The 21,619-nt window shown below is 72.5% G+C and carries 13 protein-coding genes; 5 read left to right on the forward strand and 8 right to left on the reverse strand.

What is annotated here, in order from left to right; genetic code table 11:
• Positions 1-85 precede the first annotated feature (85 nt).
• Both OHA30_RS08515 and OHA30_RS08520 read left to right on the forward strand, forming a co-directional pair.
• Complete coding sequence (locus tag OHA30_RS08515; protein ID WP_328913199.1) at positions 86-1,240, forward strand: GntR family transcriptional regulator; 1,155 nt, start codon at positions 86-88, stop codon at positions 1,238-1,240.
• Positions 1,241-1,282: 42 nt separating this feature from the next.
• Positions 1,283-2,275, forward strand: coding sequence for a Gfo/Idh/MocA family protein (locus OHA30_RS08520; RefSeq protein ID WP_328913200.1), 993 nt, complete (start codon positions 1,283-1,285; stop codon positions 2,273-2,275).
• Positions 2,276-2,357: 82 nt separating this feature from the next.
• Here OHA30_RS08520 and OHA30_RS08525 read toward each other — a convergent pair whose 3' ends face one another.
• The 3 genes from OHA30_RS08525 to OHA30_RS08535 form a co-directional block, all read right to left on the reverse strand.
• Positions 2,358-5,579 carry a chondroitinase family polysaccharide lyase gene (locus OHA30_RS08525; protein ID WP_328913201.1) on the reverse strand — a complete coding sequence of 1,074 codons (3,222 nt, stop codon included), beginning with the start codon at positions 5,577-5,579 and terminating at the stop codon, positions 2,358-2,360.
• Between the two features lie 79 nt (positions 5,580-5,658).
• Positions 5,659-7,113, reverse strand: coding sequence for a sulfatase-like hydrolase/transferase (locus OHA30_RS08530; protein WP_328913202.1), 1,455 nt, complete (start codon positions 7,111-7,113; stop codon positions 5,659-5,661).
• Positions 7,114-7,236: 123 nt separating this feature from the next.
• On the reverse strand, positions 7,237-8,736 hold the full coding sequence (locus OHA30_RS08535; protein WP_328913203.1) for a sulfatase-like hydrolase/transferase: 1,500 nt from the start codon (positions 8,734-8,736) through the stop codon (positions 7,237-7,239).
• A gap of 211 nt (positions 8,737-8,947) precedes the next feature.
• Here OHA30_RS08535 and OHA30_RS08540 point away from each other — a divergent pair, with 211 nt between their 5' ends.
• Together OHA30_RS08540 and OHA30_RS08545 are read left to right on the forward strand one after the other, a co-directional pair.
• The gene (locus tag OHA30_RS08540) at positions 8,948-10,186 is read left to right on the forward strand and encodes an ROK family transcriptional regulator (protein WP_328913204.1); all 1,239 of its coding nucleotides are present in this window, start codon (positions 8,948-8,950) and stop codon (positions 10,184-10,186) included.
• Positions 10,183-11,148 (forward strand): formylglycine-generating enzyme family protein, encoded by a 966-nt coding sequence (locus OHA30_RS08545; RefSeq protein ID WP_328913205.1) that lies wholly within the window; start codon positions 10,183-10,185, stop codon positions 11,146-11,148. The genes OHA30_RS08540 and OHA30_RS08545 overlap by 4 nt, the downstream gene beginning before the upstream one ends.
• Before the next feature lie 196 nt (positions 11,149-11,344).
• Here the strand turns inward: OHA30_RS08545 and OHA30_RS08550 are convergent, their stop codons facing one another.
• Positions 11,345-15,220, reverse strand: coding sequence for an FG-GAP-like repeat-containing protein (locus OHA30_RS08550; protein ID WP_328913206.1), 3,876 nt, complete (start codon positions 15,218-15,220; stop codon positions 11,345-11,347).
• Positions 15,221-15,784: 564 nt separating this feature from the next.
• Here OHA30_RS08550 and thrS point away from each other — a divergent pair.
• The gene (thrS, locus tag OHA30_RS08555; protein ID WP_328913207.1) at positions 15,785-17,113 is read left to right on the forward strand and encodes a threonine--tRNA ligase; all 1,329 of its coding nucleotides are present in this window, start codon (positions 15,785-15,787) and stop codon (positions 17,111-17,113) included.
• A 21-nt stretch (positions 17,114-17,134) separates the two neighbouring features.
• Here thrS and OHA30_RS08560 read toward each other — a convergent pair whose 3' ends face one another.
• From OHA30_RS08560 to OHA30_RS08575, 4 genes are all read right to left on the reverse strand, one after another.
• Complete coding sequence (locus OHA30_RS08560) at positions 17,135-18,205, reverse strand: CU044_5270 family protein (protein ID WP_328913208.1); 1,071 nt, start codon at positions 18,203-18,205, stop codon at positions 17,135-17,137.
• Positions 18,202-18,879, reverse strand: coding sequence for an RNA polymerase sigma factor (locus tag OHA30_RS08565; protein ID WP_328913209.1), 678 nt, complete (start codon positions 18,877-18,879; stop codon positions 18,202-18,204). Before OHA30_RS08565 ends, OHA30_RS08560 begins: the two co-directional genes overlap by 4 nt.
• 462 nt (positions 18,880-19,341) lie before the next feature.
• Positions 19,342-20,499: a M20 metallopeptidase family protein gene (locus OHA30_RS08570; protein WP_328913210.1), complete on the reverse strand. Its 1,158-nt coding sequence runs from the start codon at positions 20,497-20,499 to the stop codon at positions 19,342-19,344.
• Positions 20,496-21,617: an LLM class flavin-dependent oxidoreductase gene (locus tag OHA30_RS08575; protein WP_328913211.1), complete on the reverse strand. Its 1,122-nt coding sequence runs from the start codon at positions 21,615-21,617 to the stop codon at positions 20,496-20,498. Before OHA30_RS08575 ends, OHA30_RS08570 begins: the two co-directional genes overlap by 4 nt.
• Positions 21,618-21,619 lie beyond the last annotated feature (2 nt).

Genomic DNA, 21,619 nt, shown 5'->3' on the forward strand with positions numbered 1-21,619 from the left:
CTTCGATTACCTCTTTATTACTCTCTTGTACGGCGAAACAATCGGGCGACATCAGGATTCGAGGCGAGACGAGCGGAGGGCCGACATGGGCGACTCACCCCGTCCGGGCAACCGCCGTCGCGGGTCCGGCTCGGTCCGTGACGCCGCGGCGCGCAACCTCAAGTTCCAGGCGCTGGCGGCCGATCTGCGCCGCGGCATCCTGGCCGGGGACTGGCCGCCGGCCGCGAAACTGCCGACCGAGAGCGGGCTCGCCAAGGAGACCGGGCTCTCGCTGACCACCGTACGGCGCGCCTTCGACCTGCTGGTCGAAGAGGGCCTGGTGGTGCGCAGACAGGGCTCCGGCAGCTTCGTCGCGAGCCCCCGGCACCAACCGCCGCGCACCCGCCGCACGGTGGGCGTCCTCGTTCCCGACACCAAGTTGTACTACCCGCGGGTGCTCCAGGGCATCGAGGAGTCGCTGTCCGCGGCCGGCGTCGGCCTGCAACTGGCCACGTACCACTACGACCGCGCCGAGGAGGACCGCGACCTGGAATTCCTGCTGGACTCCGGGGTGGACGGCCTGCTGCTCGTGCCCACGCTGACCGGCATCGACGACCCGGCGGTCCGGGCGGGCGAACTGATGGCCCTGCCGGTCCCCGCGGTCCTGGTGGAACGCCGGCTGATCGGCTCCGGCCCCGGCGACCGTACCGAGCACGTCTGCTCCGACCACCTGGGCGGTGCCTACGACGCCGTGCTGCATCTGCACCGGCTCGGGCACCGGCGGATCGCGCTGATCACCCGCAGCCGCAACCCCACCGGGGTCGCGGTCGCGCTCGGCTTCCAGCGGGCCATGAGCGACCTCGGACTGCCGCCGGGCTTCAGCCACGAGGCGGAGAAGGCGGAGTGGACCCCGGGGCTCGCCGACCGGATGATCGGCGACCTGACCACGTCGGGGACGACCGCGGCCCTGGTCTTCGGCGACCGCGAGGCGATCCTGCTCGAAGCCGCCGCCCGGCGGCACGGCACCGACATCCCCGGGCAGCTCGCCCTGGTCTCGTACGACGACGAGACGGCGGACATAGCGGAGGTGCCGCTCACCGCGGTCGCGCCGCCCAAGTACCGGGTCGGCCGGATGGCGGCCGAGGTGCTGCTGCGCCGGCTCACCGAGGGCGACGCCTGCCCTCTGCACCAGGTGCTGCTGCGCCCGCGCATCGTCATCCGCGCCTCCTGCGGCGCGGCGGTGGCCCGCCCGGGTGCGTGAACGCGCACCGAGGGGCCGTCAAACCCATCGACAAGGAGATCCATGCGCATCGGACTGATCGGCGCCGGCGCGGTCGCGGACCTGCACGCCATGGCCGCTGACCGGCTCGGGGACACCCGGCTGACGGCGGTCTGCGACCTGCGGGAGGACGCGGCCGAGCGGGTGGCCGGACCGTACGGGGCGGCGACCTTCACCGACTACCGCGATCTGCTCGCCTGCGGTGCGGTCGACGCGGTCGTCGTGAACACCCCGCACGCGCTGCACAGCCGGATGGTGCTGGACGCCGCGGAGGCCGGGCTGCACGTACTGGTGGAGAAGCCGATGGCCACCACCCTGGAGGACTGCGACCTGATGGCCGAGGCGTGCGCGCGGGCCGGGGTCACCCTGACGGTCGGCCACATCCAGCACTTCCTGCCCGACAAGCGGGCCGCCGAGACGGCGATCGCCGGCGGGGCCCTGGGCGCGCCGGTGGCCGTCCACGACTACCGCAGCACGGACTACCGGCCGGGGACCCGCTCGCCGTGGTTCTTCTCCCGTGAACTGGCGGGCGGCGGCGCGCTGATGAACATAGGCGCGCACTGTCTGGACCGCTCGGTCTGGCTGGCCGGTTCGGACGCGGTGTCCCTGACGGCCGCCACCACCGAGCGGTTCGGCGCGCCCGTGGAGACCGACGGCTCGGTGGCGCTGGGCCTCGCCAGCGGCGCGCTGGCCACCGTGTCGGTGATGTCGGACACCCCGCGCAAGGTCGACGAGCTGACGGTGGTGTGCGAACGCGGCACGGTGGTCGCCGATCCGCGCGCGGGCACCTTCGTACGTGTCGACGGCCGTACCCGCCAGGTGCACACCCCGCGGCCCAGCGACATTCCCGACGCCTTCTACGCCCAGCTCGCCGACTTCGCCGCCGTGGTCGGCGGGGCCGTCCCCCGGGTGTCGCTGGCGCACGGCCGGCATGTGGTGGAGATGGTGCTCGCCGCGTACGCGTCCGCGACCGCGGGCGGGCCGGTCGCCGTGGGGGCCGCGCGCCAGAGCGTATGAGCGGGTGAACGGGTGAGGAACGGCCGCCGGGCCGGTTCCGCCGGGTCGAAGGACTCGGGGGAACCGGCCCGGCGGCCGTCTGTCACCTGGGGGTCAGCCGGATCTGCGTCCCGATGCCCAGCCGGCAGGCGACCTCCACCACGGTCGCGCCGCCGCGGCGCTCGGTCCGCACCCGGGAGTCGTGCGCGGCCGGCCGCCAGGCGCCGCGTACGGTCAGCCGCAGCCGGTGGGTCTGCCCCTCGGCGCTGCGCCAGGGCCTTGCGAACGGGCTGAGCACACCGGTGAATCTGCCGTGCCGGTCGTACTGGTCGCGGTCCCGGCCCTCGTACAGCCGCAGGTCCGGGTCGGTGACCGAGACCACCAGGTCGTCGCCGTCGCGGCGGGCCAGCAGCAGCGAGGGGGTGTCCACCGCCGAGAGCGGCCCGCCGGACCCCAGCGCGCGCTGCGGCTCGAAGACGGCGTACCCGGTGATCCCGGTGGCCCGGTCGCGGACGATGTGCGCGCCGTCGTCCTGGCGCAGCACGGTGTACGGCGCCGTGGCCGGGTCGGCCATTCTCGCCGCGAAGTCCGTCATGTACTCCGGGGTGGCGTCCACGATCAGCGCGTACGCGTAGCGGCCGCCGCGCGGGGCGCTGCCGTGGTCGAGCCAGGCGGTGGCGAAGTCGGCGGTGCCCAGCACGCCGGTGCCCTGCTCGGGGGCGGTCTGGGCGTCGCGGGTGAGGGCGAGCCGCTGGCCCGCCGGCACCCAGTAGCCGTTGCCGGCCGGGTCGATCAGCCAGCCGGAGCGGGCCTGGGCGCGGTCCGAGACATAGGGGAAGTCGGAGATCGCGCCCAGCGCGCTGTGGACCACCGGGTCGGAGCGCTGAGCCAGGTGGCACTGGAAGAGCGTGGTACGGGTCGGGTGGCGGGTGTCGTCGTTGCGGATGCCGGAGCCGAGCGCGATGACCCGCTCGTCGAAGAGGAACACCGAGGTGCGGGCCCGGTGCGACGGGTTGTAGACGGGGTGTTCGCGCAGATCCATCGCGAACACCGCGTGCCGGTCGTCGAGGGTCCCCGCGCCGCCGAACCGCGACTCGCTGAGCGGCATCTGCTCGATCGCGCCCGCGAGATTCGAGCGCAGTTCGTCGTAGGGCAGGTCGATGGCCGTGGTGCCGGGCCAGCGGTTCCAGTTCCAGCCGGGCTGGACGAAGCCGCTGGAGAGGTTGTCGACCGGATTGCCGCGGCCGAGCACCTGGATCTGGCCGTAGGTCGTGTAGCGGCCGTAGAGGTTGTCGGTGGAGTAGATCTCCGCGCTCCACAGGTAGCGGTTGTGGCCGCGGACCGCCACCAGCCAGTCGTCGCGGCGGTGCAGGGCGAGCGCGGAGTGGTTCATCGCCCAACTGCCGCTCGGTGCCGCCTCGGCCCGGACACCGGCGGCGGCGAGCTGTTTGGCGACGTTCTTCTGCGCGGTGCTCGGCTTGTCGGGCAGCAGCCGCAGGAACGCGGCGCCCGCCTCGGGGTCGAGCGGCCTGTCGCCCTCCGGGGTGCCCGCGGTGGTCAGCCACTGGTAGGGCGGCAGGGCGAGCGCGGTCAGTCCGGTGGGGTGGCGGGCGGCCAGCGACAGCGGCCAGTCGGCCTGGTTGGCGTAGACCCGCATCCGCAGCAGCGCGTCGCGGTAGAGGCGGTGGGCGGCCGGGCCGACGGCGAAGGCGGTGCCGCTGAGGGCGGCGACGCTCGGGCTCGACCCCTTGTAGCCGTCGCGGGCGTAGTCCGGGTACATGCCCAGGTGGTGGAAGACCGAGCCGTCGGCCTTGAAGCCGTCCATGATGCCCGGCGAGACGGTCAGCGCGGCGTCCAGCCAGCGCCGCAGCGCGTGCAGATGGGCCACCCGGGCGGCCGGGGCGGGCATCAGCAGCGCGGTGGCCAGCATGCCCTGGAGGTTGGTGTTGAGGATGTCGAAGATGCCGCCGTACGACTCGGCGTCGTCGAAGTCCTGGAGCAGCCGGCCGAGTCCGGTGAACCAGGAAAGGTCCTCCCGCACGGCGTCGAGCAGTCCGCGCTCGGCGAGGGCGTCGCGGATCAGGAAGACCGAGTCGTAGAAGCCGCGGAACTGGTAGCCGAGGTGGTGGATCGTGCCCTGGCAGCTGCCGGCCGCCCAGCCCTGCTCGTGCACATGGTCGAGGATGCGCACGTAGAGGTCGGCGAGTTGGGTCTTGTGCGGGGCGTCGGTCGCGGCGTCGTAGGCACAGGCGACCTGGTACATCAGGTCGGTGACCGTGCGCAGCGGGCTACCGGCGACGAAGGCGTTGAGCGCGGTGGCGATGGCCGGCGGGTAGATCTCGGTCTGGTAGGAGTCGATGGCCCGGCCGGGGACGTTCTCGCCCTCGCGCGGCACCCCGAGGTCGTCGGCCGAGGCGGTCAGCGCGGCGACCGCGGCGTCGTCGGCCTTGGTGGCGGGCTTGCGGACCAGGGCGTAGTAACGGTCCGTCACCTCGGCGAGATCGGCGGTCTCCTGGGCGGTGGGGGCCGGGGTGGGCAGCGGGTGGGCCGCGAGCCGGTCGGCGTAGGTGAGCAGGGCGAGCCAGTGGGCGTTGGCGGCCCGGTCGCCCTCGCGGTTGACGAAGGGCACCTGGCGGTCGCGGGTGGGGTGGTCGGGGCGCAGTTCGGTGTTGAGGATGAGCTGGTCCAGGTGCAGGGTTCCGGCGCCGGACCGCTGGGGGGCGACGAACCGCAGGGTGTCCATGCCCTGTTGCGGTTTGCCCGACAGGTCGTAGCCGTAGCGCACCCACACCGTGCGCCAGCCGGTGAAGCCGAGGTGGACCCGGCACCAGGCGTTGACGCGGTCGCCGCGGCCGAACTCGATCTGGAGCACGTCGTCGATCGCCCGGTCGTTGTGTATCCATACGGCGAAGGTGTCGACGGTGCCCATCGACGCCTGTTCGTCGCCGTCGCGGTAGGCGGCGGGCTCGTAGCGCAGCGGGGCACGGACGTCGAGGGTGGCGCCGGGGCGGTAGCCCCAGCGCAGGGAGTGCGGGCCGATCCGGCCGGTGGTGTCGCTGATGCCCACCCGCGAGCCGGGGCCGGGGCGGACCTGCTCGGGCACCCGGGTCTCGAAGAGGAACACCGGCGGGTCCAGGGCGAGTGCCTGGTCCTCGACGGTCAACAGCGTGGCGGCAGTGGCGGATACGGGCGCCGAGGCGGTGTCCGGCGGCGCGGTGGCGGCCGCGGGGGTCGCGGCCGCCACCGGAAGTCCTACCGCCGCCGATCCGAGTGCGGCGGTGATCAGTGCCTTGCGCCGGGTGAATCCTTGGGGCTGGTCCGACATGTGTCCTCCGGGTACGGGCTCGCCGGGCTCCTGGAAGGGAGGGGGTCGCCAGCATCAGAGCGGCCCGGGGAAGGACGATTCAAGAAGGACTCGACAGTCGGTTCGGCTCGTCCCAGTCGTCGGGGACGTCGAAGGCGCCGAGCGGGTCGTCGTCCACGGGCGCGGACTGGCCGGCCCCGGTGACGGGCAGTCGGCTGCCGTCCCGCGCGGGGTCGGCGTGCTCCTTGAACCAGGCGTCGAGCCGCCGCCGCAGCCGCGCGATCCGTTCGCCGTGCGCGCTGCTCGCGGCGAGGTTGACCCGCTCGCCGGGGTCGGCGGCCAGGTGGTACAGCTCGTGCGGGCCGTGCGGATAGCGGTGGACGTACTTCCACTCGGCGGTCCTGATCATCCGCACCGGCCCGTACTCGTCGTAGACGACCACCGGGCGGGGGCGGCCGGGGACGCGCCCGTCGCCGTCGAGGAGCAGCCCGGCGAAGGAGCGGCCGGGGCCGTGCTCGTACGGCTCGGGGTCGAGGCCGACGCACTCCAGGAGGGTGGCGGCGAAGTCGTACGCCGAGAGCAGTTCGTGGCGCACCTGTCCCGCGGTGATCCGGCCCGGCTGGGCGATGATCGCGGGGACCTTCACGGAGGTGTCGTACATGTTCTGCGGGAAGGTGCCGTTGCCCTTGCCCCAGATGCCGTGGTGGCCGCAGTTGAAGCCGTTGTCGCTGGAGAAGACGACCAGGGTGCTGTCGGAGAGCCCCTGTTCGGCCAGGGTGTCCAGGACGCGTCCGATGCCGGTGTCCATGGCGGTGACGGACGCGAAGTAGCCGACGAGGGCGGCCCGTACATCGGCCTCGCCGCCGACCGGGACCCCGTCGACCGTCGGCTGCCAGGGGTGCGGCTCCTCCTGCGGGCAGCTGTCGAAGGCGCAGTCGGCGTACAGGCTCTCCACCTGCGGCGGGTGCTGGCCCTTCCACGGCTTGTGCGGCGCGGTGAAGTGCAGCGAGAGATAGAAGGGCGCGTCGTGGCCGGTCTCGGCGCGCAGGAAGTCCGCCGCGTCGTCGGCGAGCAGGTCGGTGAGATAGCCGTCGGCGGGCTCGCGGGCGCCGCCGCGGTACATCGGGGCGCCGTGGTACGGGCTGCCGCCGCTCTCGTGGGAGTACCAGTGGGTGAAGCCCGGCCGGGGACGGTCGTTGGCGCCGAGGTGCCACTTGCCGGACAGGCCCAGCCGGTAGCCCGCGTCGGCGAGTTCGTCGGTGAACAGCCGCTGCCCGGCCAGGAAGTCCGTGCCGCGCGGGCCCGCGTGGCCGCCGGAGAGCCAGTCGTGCACGCCGTGCCGGGACGGGATCTGACCGGTGAACAGGCTGGCCCTGGCCGGGGAGCAGACCGGTGAGGTGCAGAAGAAGTTCTCCAGGCGGGTGCCCTCGGCGGCGAGCGCGTCGAGCCGCGGGGTGCGGATCTCGTCGTTGCCCGCGCAGCCCAGCGCCCAGTGGCCCTGGTCGTCGCTGAGGATGAGCAGGACGTTGGGGCGCATCGGGTCACGGCTTGCCATGGTGGCCTCCGGGGTGGTTCGGGGCGCGCCGCTCCGGTGGGCGCGCGGTGGGGGCGTACGAACAGGGGCGGTACGAACAGCGGCTGTACGGGCGAGGGTTGGGTCGGCGGGGGGTGGACGGGGTCAGGCGATCTCCTCCGCGACCCCGTCCACGTCGGGGGCGCGGCCGTCGCCGATGTCGGCCGTGTAGCCCATCCAGCTGTGCGCGGGGTCGCCTCGGCGCAGCAGTTCGCGGTAGAGCCGCGCCGCAAGGTCCCGCCGCACCCCCGCGTAGGCCGGGGCCTCGTACACGTTGTGCAGCTCGTACGGGTCGGCCGCCAGGTCGTACAGCTCGTGCACGCTCTCCGGGTTGTGCACGAGCTTGTAGCGGTGGTCCCTGATCATGCGCTGGGCGTACGGGAAGTGGTGGCCGTGGAACTCGGCGACGACCTCCTGACGGTCCCGTACGGCCGCCGCGCCCGCCTCGTCACCGCGCAGCAGCGGCAACAGGCTCTCGCCGTCGCAGCGTTCGGGCGCGGGCAGGCCCGCGAGGTCCAGGATCGTCGGGTTGAGGTCGGTGAGCGTGGCGAAGGCGTCGCTGACCTGGGCGGGCGCTCCCGGCACCCGGGCGAGGGCCGGAATCCGGTAGATGTCCTCGTACATCGCCGGGCCCTTGTCGTTGAGCCGGTGGGCGCCGGTGAACTCGCCGTGGTCGGCGGTGAAGAACACGGCGGTGTCGTCCCACAGGCCGTGCTCCTTGAGGGCGTCGAGGATGCGGCCGACCTGGTGGTCGATCAGGGTGACATAGCCCCAGTAGACGGCGATCAGCTTGCGCCAGGCGGCGGCGTCGAAGGAGTCCGACGACCAGTACTCGCTGTAGCGGCGCTGGACGTCGGGCTTCCCGGCGAAGGTCTCGGCCATCGAGGCGGGCAGCGGGACGGAGTCCGGGTCGTAGAGGTCGTAGTACGCGTCGGGCACCAGATACGGCAGATGCGGTCCGAACCAGTGGCAGGACAGCATGAACGGCCGCCCGGTCGCCTTGTGTTCGGCGGCGTACTCGGCCAGCAGCTCCAGGGTGCGGTCGGTGAGGAACGCCTCGAAGGTCGCCTCGGCGGGCTGCTGGAGCCGGCCGGCGAGGAGATGGCCGCGCCCGACGCCGTTGGCGGCGGTGCCGAAGACCGGCTCGCGCACGGCGAAGGGCGGCAGCCCGCGCTCGGCCAGCCACCTTTCGTACGAGGGGTGGTGGACGGGGTTGAGCGCGCCGGGCAGGTGCTCGCCGTCCAGGCCGTGGTGCTCGGGTCCGTGCTCGCGGCCGATGTGCCACTTGCCGGCGTGGCCGACCCGGTAGCCGTGCTCCTTGAGCTGCCGCCACAACAGCGGGTCGCTCTCGTTGAGTTCGTTCTGCCCGCCGGAGGCGCGCTCGGGGTTGGCGAGCATGCCGTGCCGGAACGGGTGCAGCCCGGTGGCCAGCGAGGCGCGGGCCGGGGTGCAGATCGCGGTCGGGGTGTAGAAGCGGTCGAAACGCGTCCCCTCGGCCGCCAGGGCGTCCAGGGCCGGGGTGTCGACGAGGGTGTTGCCATAGGCACCGAGGGTGTCCACCCGGTGCTGGTCGGTCATCAGGAACAGGATGTTCTGCGGGCTCACTGGCCGTCCGCTCCCTCGCTGGCACCGGTCACGGGTGCCGTCGTCGCATGGTGGGCTCACCGGCACCGTAAGGAGCCCTCCCGGTTTTAGTCAACCCTCGGGACTAATTGACCAAAGGGCCCGCTCTTCCCCGGCCGCACCGCTCTGAGCAGCGGGGATGATTTTATCCCGAGACTTGACAGAATCGCTCGCGGCGGCCGATCATGCGGGCATGGCAGAACGACGCGGAGCCGCCCTCCAGCGCCTGCGCTCCGCCCACGAGGCAGCCGTGCTCGGCGAGCTGCGGCGGTCGGGCGCGCTGAGCCGGGCCGAGCTGATCGAGCGGGTGGGGCTCTCCCGCACCACCTTGTTCACGATCGTCTCGGACCTGCTCGCCCGCGAGGCGGTCATCGAGCAGCCCGGGTCCGAGCCGCCGGGCGGGCGCGGCCGGCCGGCCACGGCCGTCTCGCTCAACCCGCGCGGGGCCGAGCTGATCGGCGTCGGGCTGCTGCGGACCCGGATGCACATCGTCGTCGCCAACCACGCCCATGAGATCGTCGCCCGGCGCAGCGCCCCGCTGCCCGCGGGCACCGGGCCCGACGAGCGGGTGGCGGCGGTCATCGGGGCCGTCGGCGAGCTGGTCGGGGAACGCGGGATCAGCCTCGCGCCCGTCAAGGGCATCGGGCTCGGGCTGCCGGGACCCGTGCACGACCCGGCCGACCCGGAGGCCGGCGCCATGGCCCCGGCGGCCGCCCGGATCGTCACCGCACTCGGCCGGCACTTCGGCGCGCCCGTCTCCACGGACAACAACACCCGGCTGGCCGCGCTCGCCGAGGTCGCCTGGGGCGCCGCGCGCGGCCGCTCCGACATCGTCTATCTGCGCTGGTCGGAAGGCGTCGGCGGCGGGCTGGTGATCGACGGCCGGCTGGTGCGCGGCGCGCACGGCGCCGCCGGGGAGATCGGGCACACCAGCGTCGACCCGCAGGGGCCGCCCTGCTACTGCGGCGGCCGGGGCTGTCTGGAGGGCGCGATCGGACTCTCCGCGCTGCTCGCCGAGTGCCGCGCCCGGGGCGCGGCCGTGCGCGACGCCGACCACCTCGTGGCGCTCGCCGCCTCCGGTGACCCCGAGGTCGTCGCCGTGGTGCGGGAGGCGGCCGCGACGGCGGGCCGCGTACTGGCCGCGCTCGCCGCCCAGACCGACCCCGAGTGCGTGGTGATCGCCGGCGAACTCGCCGCCCTGGACGGCCTGGTGCTCGGCACGGTCCGCGAGCAGCTGGCCGCGCTGACCCTGCCCGCCACCGGACGCCGTACGGCCGTGCGCGCGTCCGCGCTCGGCGACGACTCGGCCGCCCGGGGCGCGGTCGCCATGCTGCTGCGGGCGGCGGGCGAACAGGTCGACGAACTGCTCGACCGGCTCGCGCCCCCGCCCGGCGGGCTCGGGAGCGCCCTCACCTCCGGGAGCACGTCATGAGCGCCTGCTGCGGCCCCGCCCCCGAGACCCCGCAGGAGCCGTTCGCGGCTCCCCCGGCGGACTTCGCCGTCCCGCCCCGCACCCGGGCGGAGGTGCTGCGCGGCATGGTGGCGATCCCCGGCGGCCCGTTCCTGATGGGCGGGGACGACACGGACGCCTTCCCCGCCGACGGCGAGGGGCCCGTGCGCGAGGTCGAGGTCGGCGCCTTCCACATCGACGCGACCTGTGTCACCAACGCGCGGTTCGCCGTCTTCGTCAAGGCCACCGGCTATCGCACCCAGGCCGAACTGAGCGGCTGGTCCTATGTGTTCGGCGCCTTCGTACCCCCGTCGGCCCGGCACGCCGTGCTCCCCGGCCGGGTGCCGGGCGCGCCCTGGTGGCGCGGGGTGAGCGGGGCCTGCTGGCGTACACCGGAGGGCCCCGGCTCCTCGGTCGGCGAGCGCGGCAACCACCCGGTGGTGCACCTCTCGTGGCACGACGCGAGCGCGTACGCCGCCTGGGCCGGCAAGCGGCTGCCCACGGAGGCCGAGTGGGAGAAGGCCGCGCGCGGCGGCCTGGTGCGGGCCCGCTTCCCCTGGGGCGACGAGCTGACGCCCAACGGACGGCAACGCTGCAACATCTGGCAGGGCGCCTTCCCGGTGCACGACAGCCGGACGGACGGCCGGCGCGGCACCGTGCCCGTCAACGCCTTCGCGCCCAACGGCTACGGGCTCCACAACACCTCGGGCAATGTCTGGGAGTGGTGCGCCGACCGCTTCTCCGCGGACTGGCACGCGGCCGACCGGCCCGAGACCCGCACGGATCCGGTGGGGCCGGGTGAGGGGGAGAACCGGGTGCTGCGCGGGGGCTCGTACCTGTGCCACCACTCGTACTGCAACCGGTACCGGGTCGCTGCGCGTACGTCCAATACGGCGGACAGTACGACCGCGCACGGGGGTTTTCGCTGCGCGGCGGACGCCTAGGTTTTCTGCGCTGCGCTCAAACGCCGCGCGGGCTTACCTGCCCTCAAACGCCGGGCGGGCTGGGATGTGGTCGACCTCCTCACCCTCGCCACGCCACTGCCCTCAAACGCCGGGCGGGCTGGGTGCACGGGGTACGTACACCGCGGGCGGGGAGCACCGGGACATCCGGTGCTCCCCGCCTTACGCGTTGCCGCGGTCACTCGAAGTACAGGAGCCCCTTGCCCGGACCGCCGAGGAAGTTCGACCAGTGGGCGCTGGCCTCCCGGCCCGCGTCGAAGTACGTGCCCAGGTTGACGCGGTAGGAGACGGCGCCGTCCGTTTCATGGACGACGAGGTCGGCCTTGCCGTCTCCGGTGACGTCGGCGAAGTACAGCTTCCCCTGGCCCGGTTGACCGAGGAAGTTCGACCAATGCGAACTCATCAACGTCCCCGAATCGAAGTACGTCCCCATATTCTTACGCACGGTGAGATCACCATCCGTCCCAAGAACGATGAGATCCGCCTTCCCGTCACCCGTGACATCGGCGAAGTACAACCGCCCCTGACCCGATTGACCGAGGAAATTCGACCAATGCGAACTCATCAACGTCCCCGAATCGAAGTACGTCCCCATATTCTTACGGACCGTGAGATCACCATCCGTCCCAAGAACGATGAGATCCGCCTTCCCGTCACCCGTGACATCGGCGAAGTACAACCGCCCCTGACCCGGCTGACCCAGGAAATTCGACCAATGCGAACTCATCAACGTCCCCGAGTCGAAGGCGGTCCCGGTCCGGTTGTTCCTGCGGACCGTGATGTTTCCGTCGGTGTCCAGGGCGATCAGGTCCTTGGTCCCGTCCCCGTCGATGTCGGCGAAGTACAGGACGCCCTGGCCGGGTTGGCCGAAGTAGTCCTGCCACCCCCAGCTGACCTGCGTCCCGGTGTCGAAGAACTGGTTGCCGGAGATCTTGCGGCGGATCGACAGCGTGCCGTCGGGCGTCTGCACGACCATGTCGGCCAGGCCGTCACCGCTCATGTCGGGCCGGCCCGGGGTTCCGCCGGGGGCGCCGACCGGTGAGGTGGCGCTGATGGGGAAGCCGGCGCCGAAGGAGAATCCGCCGGTGCCGGTGGTCGCCCCGGGCCAGCCGAGCAGGGCGTTGTCGCTGCGGCGGCCCCACAGGTCCGCGACACCGTCTCCGGTCAGATCGCCGACGGACTCGATGACGGGGTAGGTGGCGGCGGGGAATCCGCTGCCGATCTTCACCCGCGCGTCCGGACTGCCCCAGGTGGCGGGGTTGACGACGCCCGACTGCTCGCCCGGCCCGCCGTAAGCCCGGTAGAGGTCACCCGTGGTGTCCTCGCGCAGAAAGAGGTCGGGGTAGCCGTCGTTGTTGATGTCGCCGGGCGCGATGACGGTGTACTTGTTCCAGTCGGCGCCGCCGACGAGGACGGGGTCGCCGTGGATGTCGAGGCGTTTGGTGGCGCGGTCGCCGTAGTAGGCCCACAGCAGGGTGCCCTCCTTGACCAGGAGGTCGGGGGCGCCGTCGCCGTTGAGGTCGCCGGGGGCGATGATCTGGTCGGCGTCGTGCCAGTGGTCGTCACCCGTGGCGCACCCGTCGGGGTTGTCGTCGGTGGGTGCGGTGACGGCCGGGCAGGCGACGGTCAGCGGCTGCTTGCCGCCGTCGACCCCCGCGACGGTGGCGATGCCGGAGCCGTTGTTGGGGTACTCCCAGAGGTTCTTGGCGGTGCCGGTGGCGTTGGGCTGGAGGGCGATCAGGTCGTTGTAGCCGTCCTGTCCCCAGTCGCCGCGGTACGTCAGCCGCGCGCCGGAGAACGACCCGCCGCCGTTGGACGCCGAGGCGAACTGGCCGTTGCCCTGGCCCGCGTAGGTGAGCAGCGCGCCATTGACGTCGATGTTCCAGATGTCGTCGTTGCCGTCGCCGTTGAGGTCACCGGGGACGTCCCGGACCCCCGAACCGGCCGCGTAGAACAGATAGGTGGCGGTGTCGGACACATTGCCCGAGCTGTCCGCGCTGTAGGCGTAGACGAAGTGCGGGCCCGCACCCGGCGGGGTCAGGGTGACGCTCGTACCGGCGCCCGGAGTCACCTCCTTGTCGCGCGGCGAGGGGTCCCAGTCGGTGAAGTAGTAGTACTTGGCGACATCGGTGACCCCGTTGGCGGCAAAGGAGAACGGCGCCGGCTGCCGTGCGGTTCCCGTGGTGGTGGGCCAGCCGTTGTCGCCGGGTGGGAAGACGGTGGAGTTGATCAGTGGTGGCCGGGCGGGGCGGGTGCGGTCGACGGTGAAGGTGCAGGTCGCCGACCAGGGCGAGGTGGCGTTCATCGCGTCGGTCGCGTTGGCCTTCCAGGTGTACGTGCCGGTGGGCAGGCTGCTGTCGGGCACGACCAGGGTGGCCACCCGCCCCTTGAGCGCGGGGACGGTGGTGTTGACGACCGGTGTGGTGGACCCTGCGGGGAAGACCTGGAAGCGGGCGGTGAGGTTGCCGGCGTCCCGGTCGTCGATTGTCGCGTGCAGACTGACCGTGGTGTTGCCGATCAGCCCGCCGGCGCCGCAGGAGGTCCTGGGGTTGGTGCCCGGGTCGGCGGGAGCGGTGGGAGCGTGGTTGTAGGTGGTCTCCAGGACGGCGGTCTTCGGGTCGAACTTCTTCCAGCCGTAGGTGTCGGACTCGTCCGCGGCGTACAGGCCCAGGGTGACACTCGCGTTGGCGTGTGCTGCGGCGTCCCTGATCCTGGGGGTGAGGTCGAATTCGAGGTTGCCGGCCGGGCAGGCGCTGCCCCAGCCCTTGGACTGGTCGACCGTGGCCAGCGGTGAGGAGCCGATCTTCGCGGGCTGGTTGTTCCAGGTGGTGCGGGAGGTGATCGGGCCGGTCTGCCAGAGCTGGACCGGGCGTGCCTGGCACGACCACGACCAGGTGTTCTTGATCCGGAACGTCGAGGAGATCACCCCGGCGTTCTCGATGTTCGAGATGTCCCACTGGAAGAACGACCGCGACAGCCCGTTCGTCTCCGCCTCGTACCCGACGCGGGCGACCTCGTTGGCGTTCCAGAAGGACGTCGTGGGGTACTTCTTGTAGACCCGCGTCCAGTTCTGCCGCTTGCCCCACGCCCACGACGGATCGATGTACACCGGATACTGAGTACCGGCACCGGTCAGCAGGGCCTGGTCCGGGGTGATCGACAGCGTACTGCCGCTGACCGACGTGGCCATCTGCGCGTCCCGCGCACCCGGCGGCGGCTCGAACACACCACCCGCATCACCGGCAGCCAGAGTCCCGGCCCTGGCCCTGGCCGACTTGGCGGCGGCCGTGCCGGTCGTGCCGCTGGTCTGCGTGGTGGAGTCCCACATCAGCGGCGTCGGACTGGTGAACACCGTCTGCCCCGCCGGATCCGTCGCCGTGATACTGCCCGTATCCGCGTCCGAGGCCACCGACAGCCCCACCGTACTCATCGTGTACCGCAACGTCGCCAGCGCCGGATTCCGCGCGGCGGCGGCCGACTTCACCACGATCAGCTGCGAGAACCCCTCCACCTCCGCCTTCAGCCGCACATCCACACCCGGCAGGACATCCGCGTACGTCGCCACATTCCCCTCCAGCACCGGAACCGGCAACGCCGACGGCCACGACAGCGTCAGCGTCCGCCCGTCCTTCACCCCCGACAGCAGCGGACCCGTACCCCCACCCGAAAACACCACCGCCACCGACACCGCCCGCGGCACCACACTCCCGTCCCCCGCGAACACCAACGACGGATCCGCCGCCACCCACACCCCACCCCGGAACACCCGCACCGGCGAACCGTAACGCCGCACCGCGAACGAACCATCCGGATCCGCCCACTCATCCGACAACTCCGTCCGCGCCGACACCACCTCCACCGCCACACCCGACGACCGCGCCTCCCCCAACGCCCGGTCCTCCTCCGACACCGACCCGTCATCCACCCCCGAAGACCCGGCCAGGGCACCGGCTTTCGTGACGGTGGCCGGAGCCGACTCCGGCGCGGCGGCCGCATTCGTGGCGAGCGGAAGCAGACCGGCTATGACCGCGGCCGCGGCCCCCGTGACCGTCATACGGCGGACATGCCCTCGCATCCGCGGACCGCCGCGCCTCTTTCGGAACATCGTATTCCTTTTTCTCGTCCGGACATCCCCGGCCGGACTCTATAGCGAGACACATTCCCGCCCGCGGCTGTTCCCGCCGATATACGCAGACGGCCACACCGATCCGGTTGTACGGAAGGGTGCGGCATACGGCACCCACACCACGCGGGCGTCGATGCCGATCACCCCTTGTGCCCGAAAAGTCATGCTTGACAGTGGCATTTCGAAGCGGTTATCACGCGGGCGGAGACCGGCACCCGGAAGAGGATTCATAAAAAGATCCCCAATTATTTCTCTCCTGGCAGCGGCCGACCAACCATTGTTAAATTCCGGCCCTCATTGCAATGACGGCAAGGGGTGGGGTGTCGGCCACGCCCTGGAGAGAGCCCAGGGTCAACTGTTTCCACCCGGCGGTCCCGGAGAACCGTTCGGTCCGGATCGCGGCGGCCTGCGGAAAACGGCCGCGCGGCCGTCCCGCCTCCTCTGCTAGCGTGGTCGGCATGAAGCGCGCTGCCATGACGACGACGCCGGAGAGTGTCCCGGCGCGCTGACAGCTGTTTTGGTCCGAAGCCCCGGGGCGAGTGCCCCGGGGCTTCGCCTTGCGGTCACTCGCCCTCCGTACACGAGGAGACCGCCATGCACGACCACCGCAAGCTCGGCCGCGAGCTGGGCCTGTTCGACACCGACCCGCTGATCGGCGCGGGGCTGCCTTACTGGCTGCCCGACGGCGCGGCCGTGCGGCACACCCTGGAGGAGTACATCCGCGCCGCCGAGCGGCGGGCGGGCTACCGGCACGTCTACTCGCCGGTGCTCGGCAAGCGGGAGCTGTACGAGATCTCCGGCCACTGGTCGCACTACAGCGACGACATGTTCCCGCCGATGGACCTGGGCGGTGAGCAGGTCGTCCTGCGGCCGAGCCTGTGTCCCCACCACGCGGTGATCTACCGGTCCCGCTCCCACAGCTACCGCGAACTCCCGCTGCGCATGGCCGAGTTGGGCGGCATGTACCGCTCGGAGCTGTCGGGCGTGCTCGGCGGGCTGACCCGTGTCCGGGCCATCCAGCTGAACGACGCGCACATCTTCTGCACCCTGGACCAGGCCGCCGACGAGGCGCGGGCCGCCCTGGAGATGATCCGCCGGGCGTACGAAGCGCTCGGCATCAGCCCGGCCCGCTACCGGCTCTCCCTTCCCGGCCCGGGCGGGAAGTACGTCGCCGCCCCCGAGATGTGGCAGCGGTCGACCGCCCTGCTCACCGATGTCCTCGACCGCTCCGGACTTCCCTACGAGGCGGCCGAGGGCGAGGCCGCGTTCTACGGCCCCAAGATCGACGTCCAGGTCGTCGACGGCGCCGGCCGGGAGTCCACCCTGTCCACCGTCCAGATCGACTTCCACCAGCCCGAGCGGTTCGATCTGCACTACATCGGCGCGGACGGCGCGAAACACCGGCCGGTCATGGTCCACCGGAGCATCATCGGCAGCGTGGAGCGGGCCGTCGCCCATCTCATCGAGCAGCACGGCGGGGCCTTCCCCGCCTGGCTCGCCCCCGTCCAACTGGTGGTCCTCCCCGTCTCCGCGGCCGAACTGCCCGACGCCGAGGCGCTGGTACGGCGTTGCGCCGGCCTCGGGCTGCGCGCGGAGATCTCCGGGCCGGAGCACGGCACCCTCGGCGCCCGGGTCCGGGAGGCCCGCCTGGTGCCGTACCAGGCGGTGATCGGCGCCAGGGAGGCCGCCGCCGACCATGTCGCCCTGCGGCTGCGGGACGGACGCCGCCTCGGCCCGCGGGCCGCCGACGACGTCCTCACCCGTATCGGCGCTCTGGTCGGCGCCCACAGCACCGATCTGTGGGACGGCCCGGTGCCGTAACGGACAGCGGCCCGCCGGGAGTCAGGGGCGTTCGCCGGGCTTGTCGACGACGCCCCAGGCGTTGCGGGCGGTGATGAACACGGAGCCGGAGGCCCGGTTCGGGGCGGGTTTGGCCGAGGGGAGGCCCTTGGGGGGATCGATCGGCGCGGCGCGGTCGATCTCCGCCAGGTAGGCGTAGGTGCGGGGGTCGAAGAAGAGTTCCTGTTTGCCCAGGTGGCCGGAGGCGGAGGGCCGGGTGTAGGTGACGGTCACGCCGATGGCCGGGCGTCCGATCGGGTCCTTGATGTTCTGTTCCACCCGGGCGCCGGGGATCCTGGCCAGGGCCCGGAACAGGCCGGCCTGGGCGTTGGGCGGGATCAGGACGGAACGGTAGAGGACGTCGATCTCCCGCCAGTCGCGTTCGGCCGCGGTCTCGCCCTTGATGTCGCCGATGGCGTGCTTCTCACGGATGCGCCGCATCATCAGGTCGGGGTCGCTCGGCAGCGTGGCGAGGAAGTCGTAGAACTGACGCTGGGAACGGTCGTCGTAGCCCTCCTTCTTCCACTTCGCCTCCTGGTTGGGCCCGTACCAGACCTGGAGCTTGTCCGGGTCGAAGCCCGTGCGATCACCGTCGGGAGGGGTGCCGGGCAGATGCGCCTCGCCCGTACCGTCCCAACGGGTCCAGCTCTCCGACGTCTGCGGTTCGCCCGGCCTGAGGCCGGTGCTCTTCTCGTAGACCCACTGCTTCGGGCCCGGCTCGGCCGCGCCGAACTTCTCGACGGTGGCCGCGGCCAGTTCGAGGGTGTCGGCCGAGGCCCGGGCGGACAGCACCTGCCTGCCGGTGGGCGCGTGCTGTCCGGGGGTTGCCGTGGGGGTGCCGTCGCCGGGCAGGGCGGCCAGGACCCCGCCGGTCACGGCGAGGGCCGCGGTCGCCGCGACGGCCACCAGGACCACCCTGCGGCGGGGGGACGGAATCCGGGGCGAGGCCGCCGGCCGGCCGGCGGCCTCGCGCGCGAACTCCTGGACGAGAGCCGCCCGTTGCGGCGCGAGCCGGTCGCTGTCGGGCAGGGGGGCGTCGGCGCGCAGGGCGCGCGGTCGGTCGAGCTCGTTCATGCCGGGTCCCCTTCGGGTACGTGCGGTGCGGACAGTGCTGACGGTTCGGCCGGTGCGGACGTCTCTTTGACGGGGCCGGGCGCGCTGCCGGCGGCGCGGAGTTTCCCTCGGGCGCGGTGGAGCCGGGAGCGGACGGTGCCGACGGGGATGTCCAGGGCCTGGGCGATCTCCTGGTAGGTGAAGTCGGCCCAGCACAGGAGCAGCAGCGCGTGCCGGTCCCCTTCGGAGAGCTTGGCCAGCGCCCGGGCCAGGGGGCCGAACGCGGCCTGGGCGACGAGGCGGTCGTCGGCGGAGTCGGTCCAGCTCTCGGCCACCGGGTCGTGCCCGGTGCGGGCCAGCAGCTTCAGCGCCCTGACCTCCTCGCGGCGGTGCCGGCTGATCAGCCGGGCCGCGATTCCGTGCAGCCACGGCCGTACACCGGCGCGCCCGCTGTCGTAGCGGGCCCGTATCCGGAAGGCCGTCAGGAATGTCTCGGCGGTGATGTCGTCGGCCGCGTCACATCCAAGCCGCCGGGTGACGTACCGGTGGATGGCGGGGGCATGACGGTCGAAGAGCGCGGCGAAGCGCTCCGGGTCGTCGAGCGACGCCGCGATCACCGCGGCATCCGCGTCCGCCGCCGCGTCGGCACCGGGCGGGCCGGTCTCCGGGGAGGACCGGCACAGCGAATCGGTCATCAGCAGTCCATGGGGTCGGAGGAGAAGAACAGCGGTCACCTGTACTTGCCATCCGACCGGAAAAGGGTTCACGACGCGGGAGCGGGGGTGCGCGGCTGCCGGTCTCCGCCGCCCTGACCGGCAAGGCGCCCCGGCGAGGTGGCCACCGGCGCGACGCCCGTACGGCTCGCCTTCGACACCCTGCGCGGTACGTTCCGGGTGCACCGGGGGGATGGCACGGTGACCGAGCACAACTCCCGTACCGGCGTGCTCAAGGCGACCGTCGCGGTGGGCGGCCGCCCGCGGAACCCCGCCCTCGACGTGCTCACCGGCAAGCTGTACGTGGACGACTTCGGCTCGGCAGCGTGTCCGCGCTCAACGCCCGTACAGCAGCGGCGGCCGCTCCTCCCCCGGGCCGTACGCGGCACGGCAGTACGCGGCACGGCCCTTCCCCGGGGGCCGTGCCGCGTGCTGGGGGGAGGGTCAGGCGGCGGGTTCGGCGAGGCGGCGCAGGGCCAGCTCCGTGAGGAGGGCGGCGCCGTCGGGGAGGACCGCGTCGTCGAAGGCCGCGTCGGGCGCGTGGTTGCCGGGGGCCGTGGCCGGGTCGCGGTCGGGCGGGCAGGCGCCGAGGCCGGTCATGACGCCCGGGACCTCGGCCAGCACCCGGCCGATGTCGTCGGAGACCAGGGCCGGGCGGGTGTCACGGACGAAGCGCTCGGGTCCGAAGAGTTCGGCGACGGCCGCGCCCACCCGATCGGCCTCGGACTCGTCGTTGACGGTGGCCGGGTATCCGGGGACGTACGCGACCTCCACGTCCAGGCCGTGCGCCGCGCCGATGCCGAGGGCGGTGCGCTCGGCGACGGCGGCGAGCCGGGCGAGGGTGCTGTCGGACAGCGCGCGCAGCGTGGCCTCGATACGGGCCCGCTCCGGGATGATGTTGGCCTGCGTACCCGCGTGAACCGTGCCGACGGTGAGCACGACCGGATCGAAGGCGTCGAACTGACGTGCCGTCACCGTGTGCAGCGCGGTGATCAGTTCGGCGGTCGCGGGGATGGGGTCGCGGGCCCGGTGCGGCCATGCCCCGTGACCGCCGGCGCCGCGCAGGGTGACGGCGAGACTGCCGTTGGCGGCCAGCGCGGGTCCCGCGGTGTTGCTGAACCGCCCCCGAGCCGACGCGGCGCTGGAGTGGAGGGCGTAGGCCGCCACCGGACGGCTGCCCGTGGTGTCGAGCAGCCCCTCCTCCAGCATCAGGCGCGCGCCGTCGTGGCCCTCCTCGCCCGGTTGGAACATCAGCAGGACGTCGCCCGCGAACCGGTCCCGCCGGGCGGCGAGCAGCCGTGCGGCGCCGACCAGCATCGCGGCGTGCTGGTCGTGGCCGCAGGCGTGCCGGGGGCCGTTCGGGAACGGCAGCGCGTCCAGGTCGGCGCGCAGCAGCACGGTCGGCCCCGGCCGCGCACCGGACACGACGCCCACCACGGAGGTGAGCGCCGTGCCGGTGCGCAGGTCGAGCCCGAGGCCGTCGAGCGCGGCGAGCACGGCCTGCTGGGTGCGGGGTACGTGCAGGCCGGTCTCGGGGTGCTCGTGCAGGTCGCGGCGCAGCCGGTCGAGTTCCAGCGAGCGGGCGTCCTCCAGCAAGGTCACTTCGCGTCCCCCGCGCCCACCGTGTCCCCCGGGCCCCCGGCGTTCTCGCGCAGCGCCGGCAGTACGGTCTCGGCGATCCGGTACGACTCCTCCAGCAGCGGGTTCCCGGACAGGATGAACGTGTCGACGCCCAGGCCCTGGAACTCCTTGAGCCGCTCGATGACCTGCTCGGTGCTGCCGACCACGGCGGTGCCGGGCCCGGGGCGGAACAGGCTCATGCCCGGCCACAGGTTGGGGTGCTTCTCCAACTCCCGTGCGTGCTTGGGCACACGCCCGCCGTGCTGGCGGAACTGCCGTGCCCAGCCCTCGCCGTCCTTGATCTCCGGGTCACCGAGCATCCGGGTGTACGTCGCCTGGCTGGTGACGTCCAGCAGCCGGTCGGCGGCGGCCCACGCCTGCTCCTCGGTGTCCCGGACGATCAGGTGCAGCCGCAGCCCGAACCGCAGTTCGCGGCCGAAGTGCGCGGCGCGCTCACGGACCCGGTCCAGCTTCTCCTTGAGCAGGTGCTGCGGTTCGCCCCAGGTGAGGTAGACGTCGACGTGCTCGGCTGCCATCTCGATGCCGGCCGGGGAGGACCCGCCGAACCACAGCGGGGTGTGCACTCCGCCCTGGATCGGGGTGAGTTCGCGCAGCGAGGCGCCCGCCTGGGTCAGCTCGTAGAAGCGGCCCTTGTGGTCGAACACCTCACCGGCGGTCAGCCGTTTGACGATGTCCCAGTATTCGGCGCTGAGTTGGTAGCGCTCGTCGTGTTCGAGCTGGAGTCCGGCCTGACGCAGCTGCTCGGTCGAGCCGTTGACGACGTTGAAGCGCAGCCGGTCCGGGCCGAAGAGATGGGCGAAACTGAGGGCCATCTTGGCGAGCTGCGTGGGCGAGACGAGCCCGGGGTGCACCGCGAGCAGCGGCTTGAAACTCGGCCGGGTGACGGCGGCGACCGCGCTGGCGAGCGGCCATACGTCGTACAGGTCGGTGGCGAACAGCGCGCCGTCGTAACCCTGCCGGTCGACGGCGACGCCCAACTGCTGGAGATAGGCCAGGTCGACACTGCGGCGGCCGGCCGGCTCCCAGGGGTAGGCGCCTTCGCGGGGGATGATGTACCAGAGGAATTCGGGGCTGGTCATGG

This window comes from Streptomyces sp. NBC_00223 (assembly GCF_036199905.1).
Taxonomy (GTDB): domain Bacteria; phylum Actinomycetota; class Actinomycetes; order Streptomycetales; family Streptomycetaceae; genus Actinacidiphila.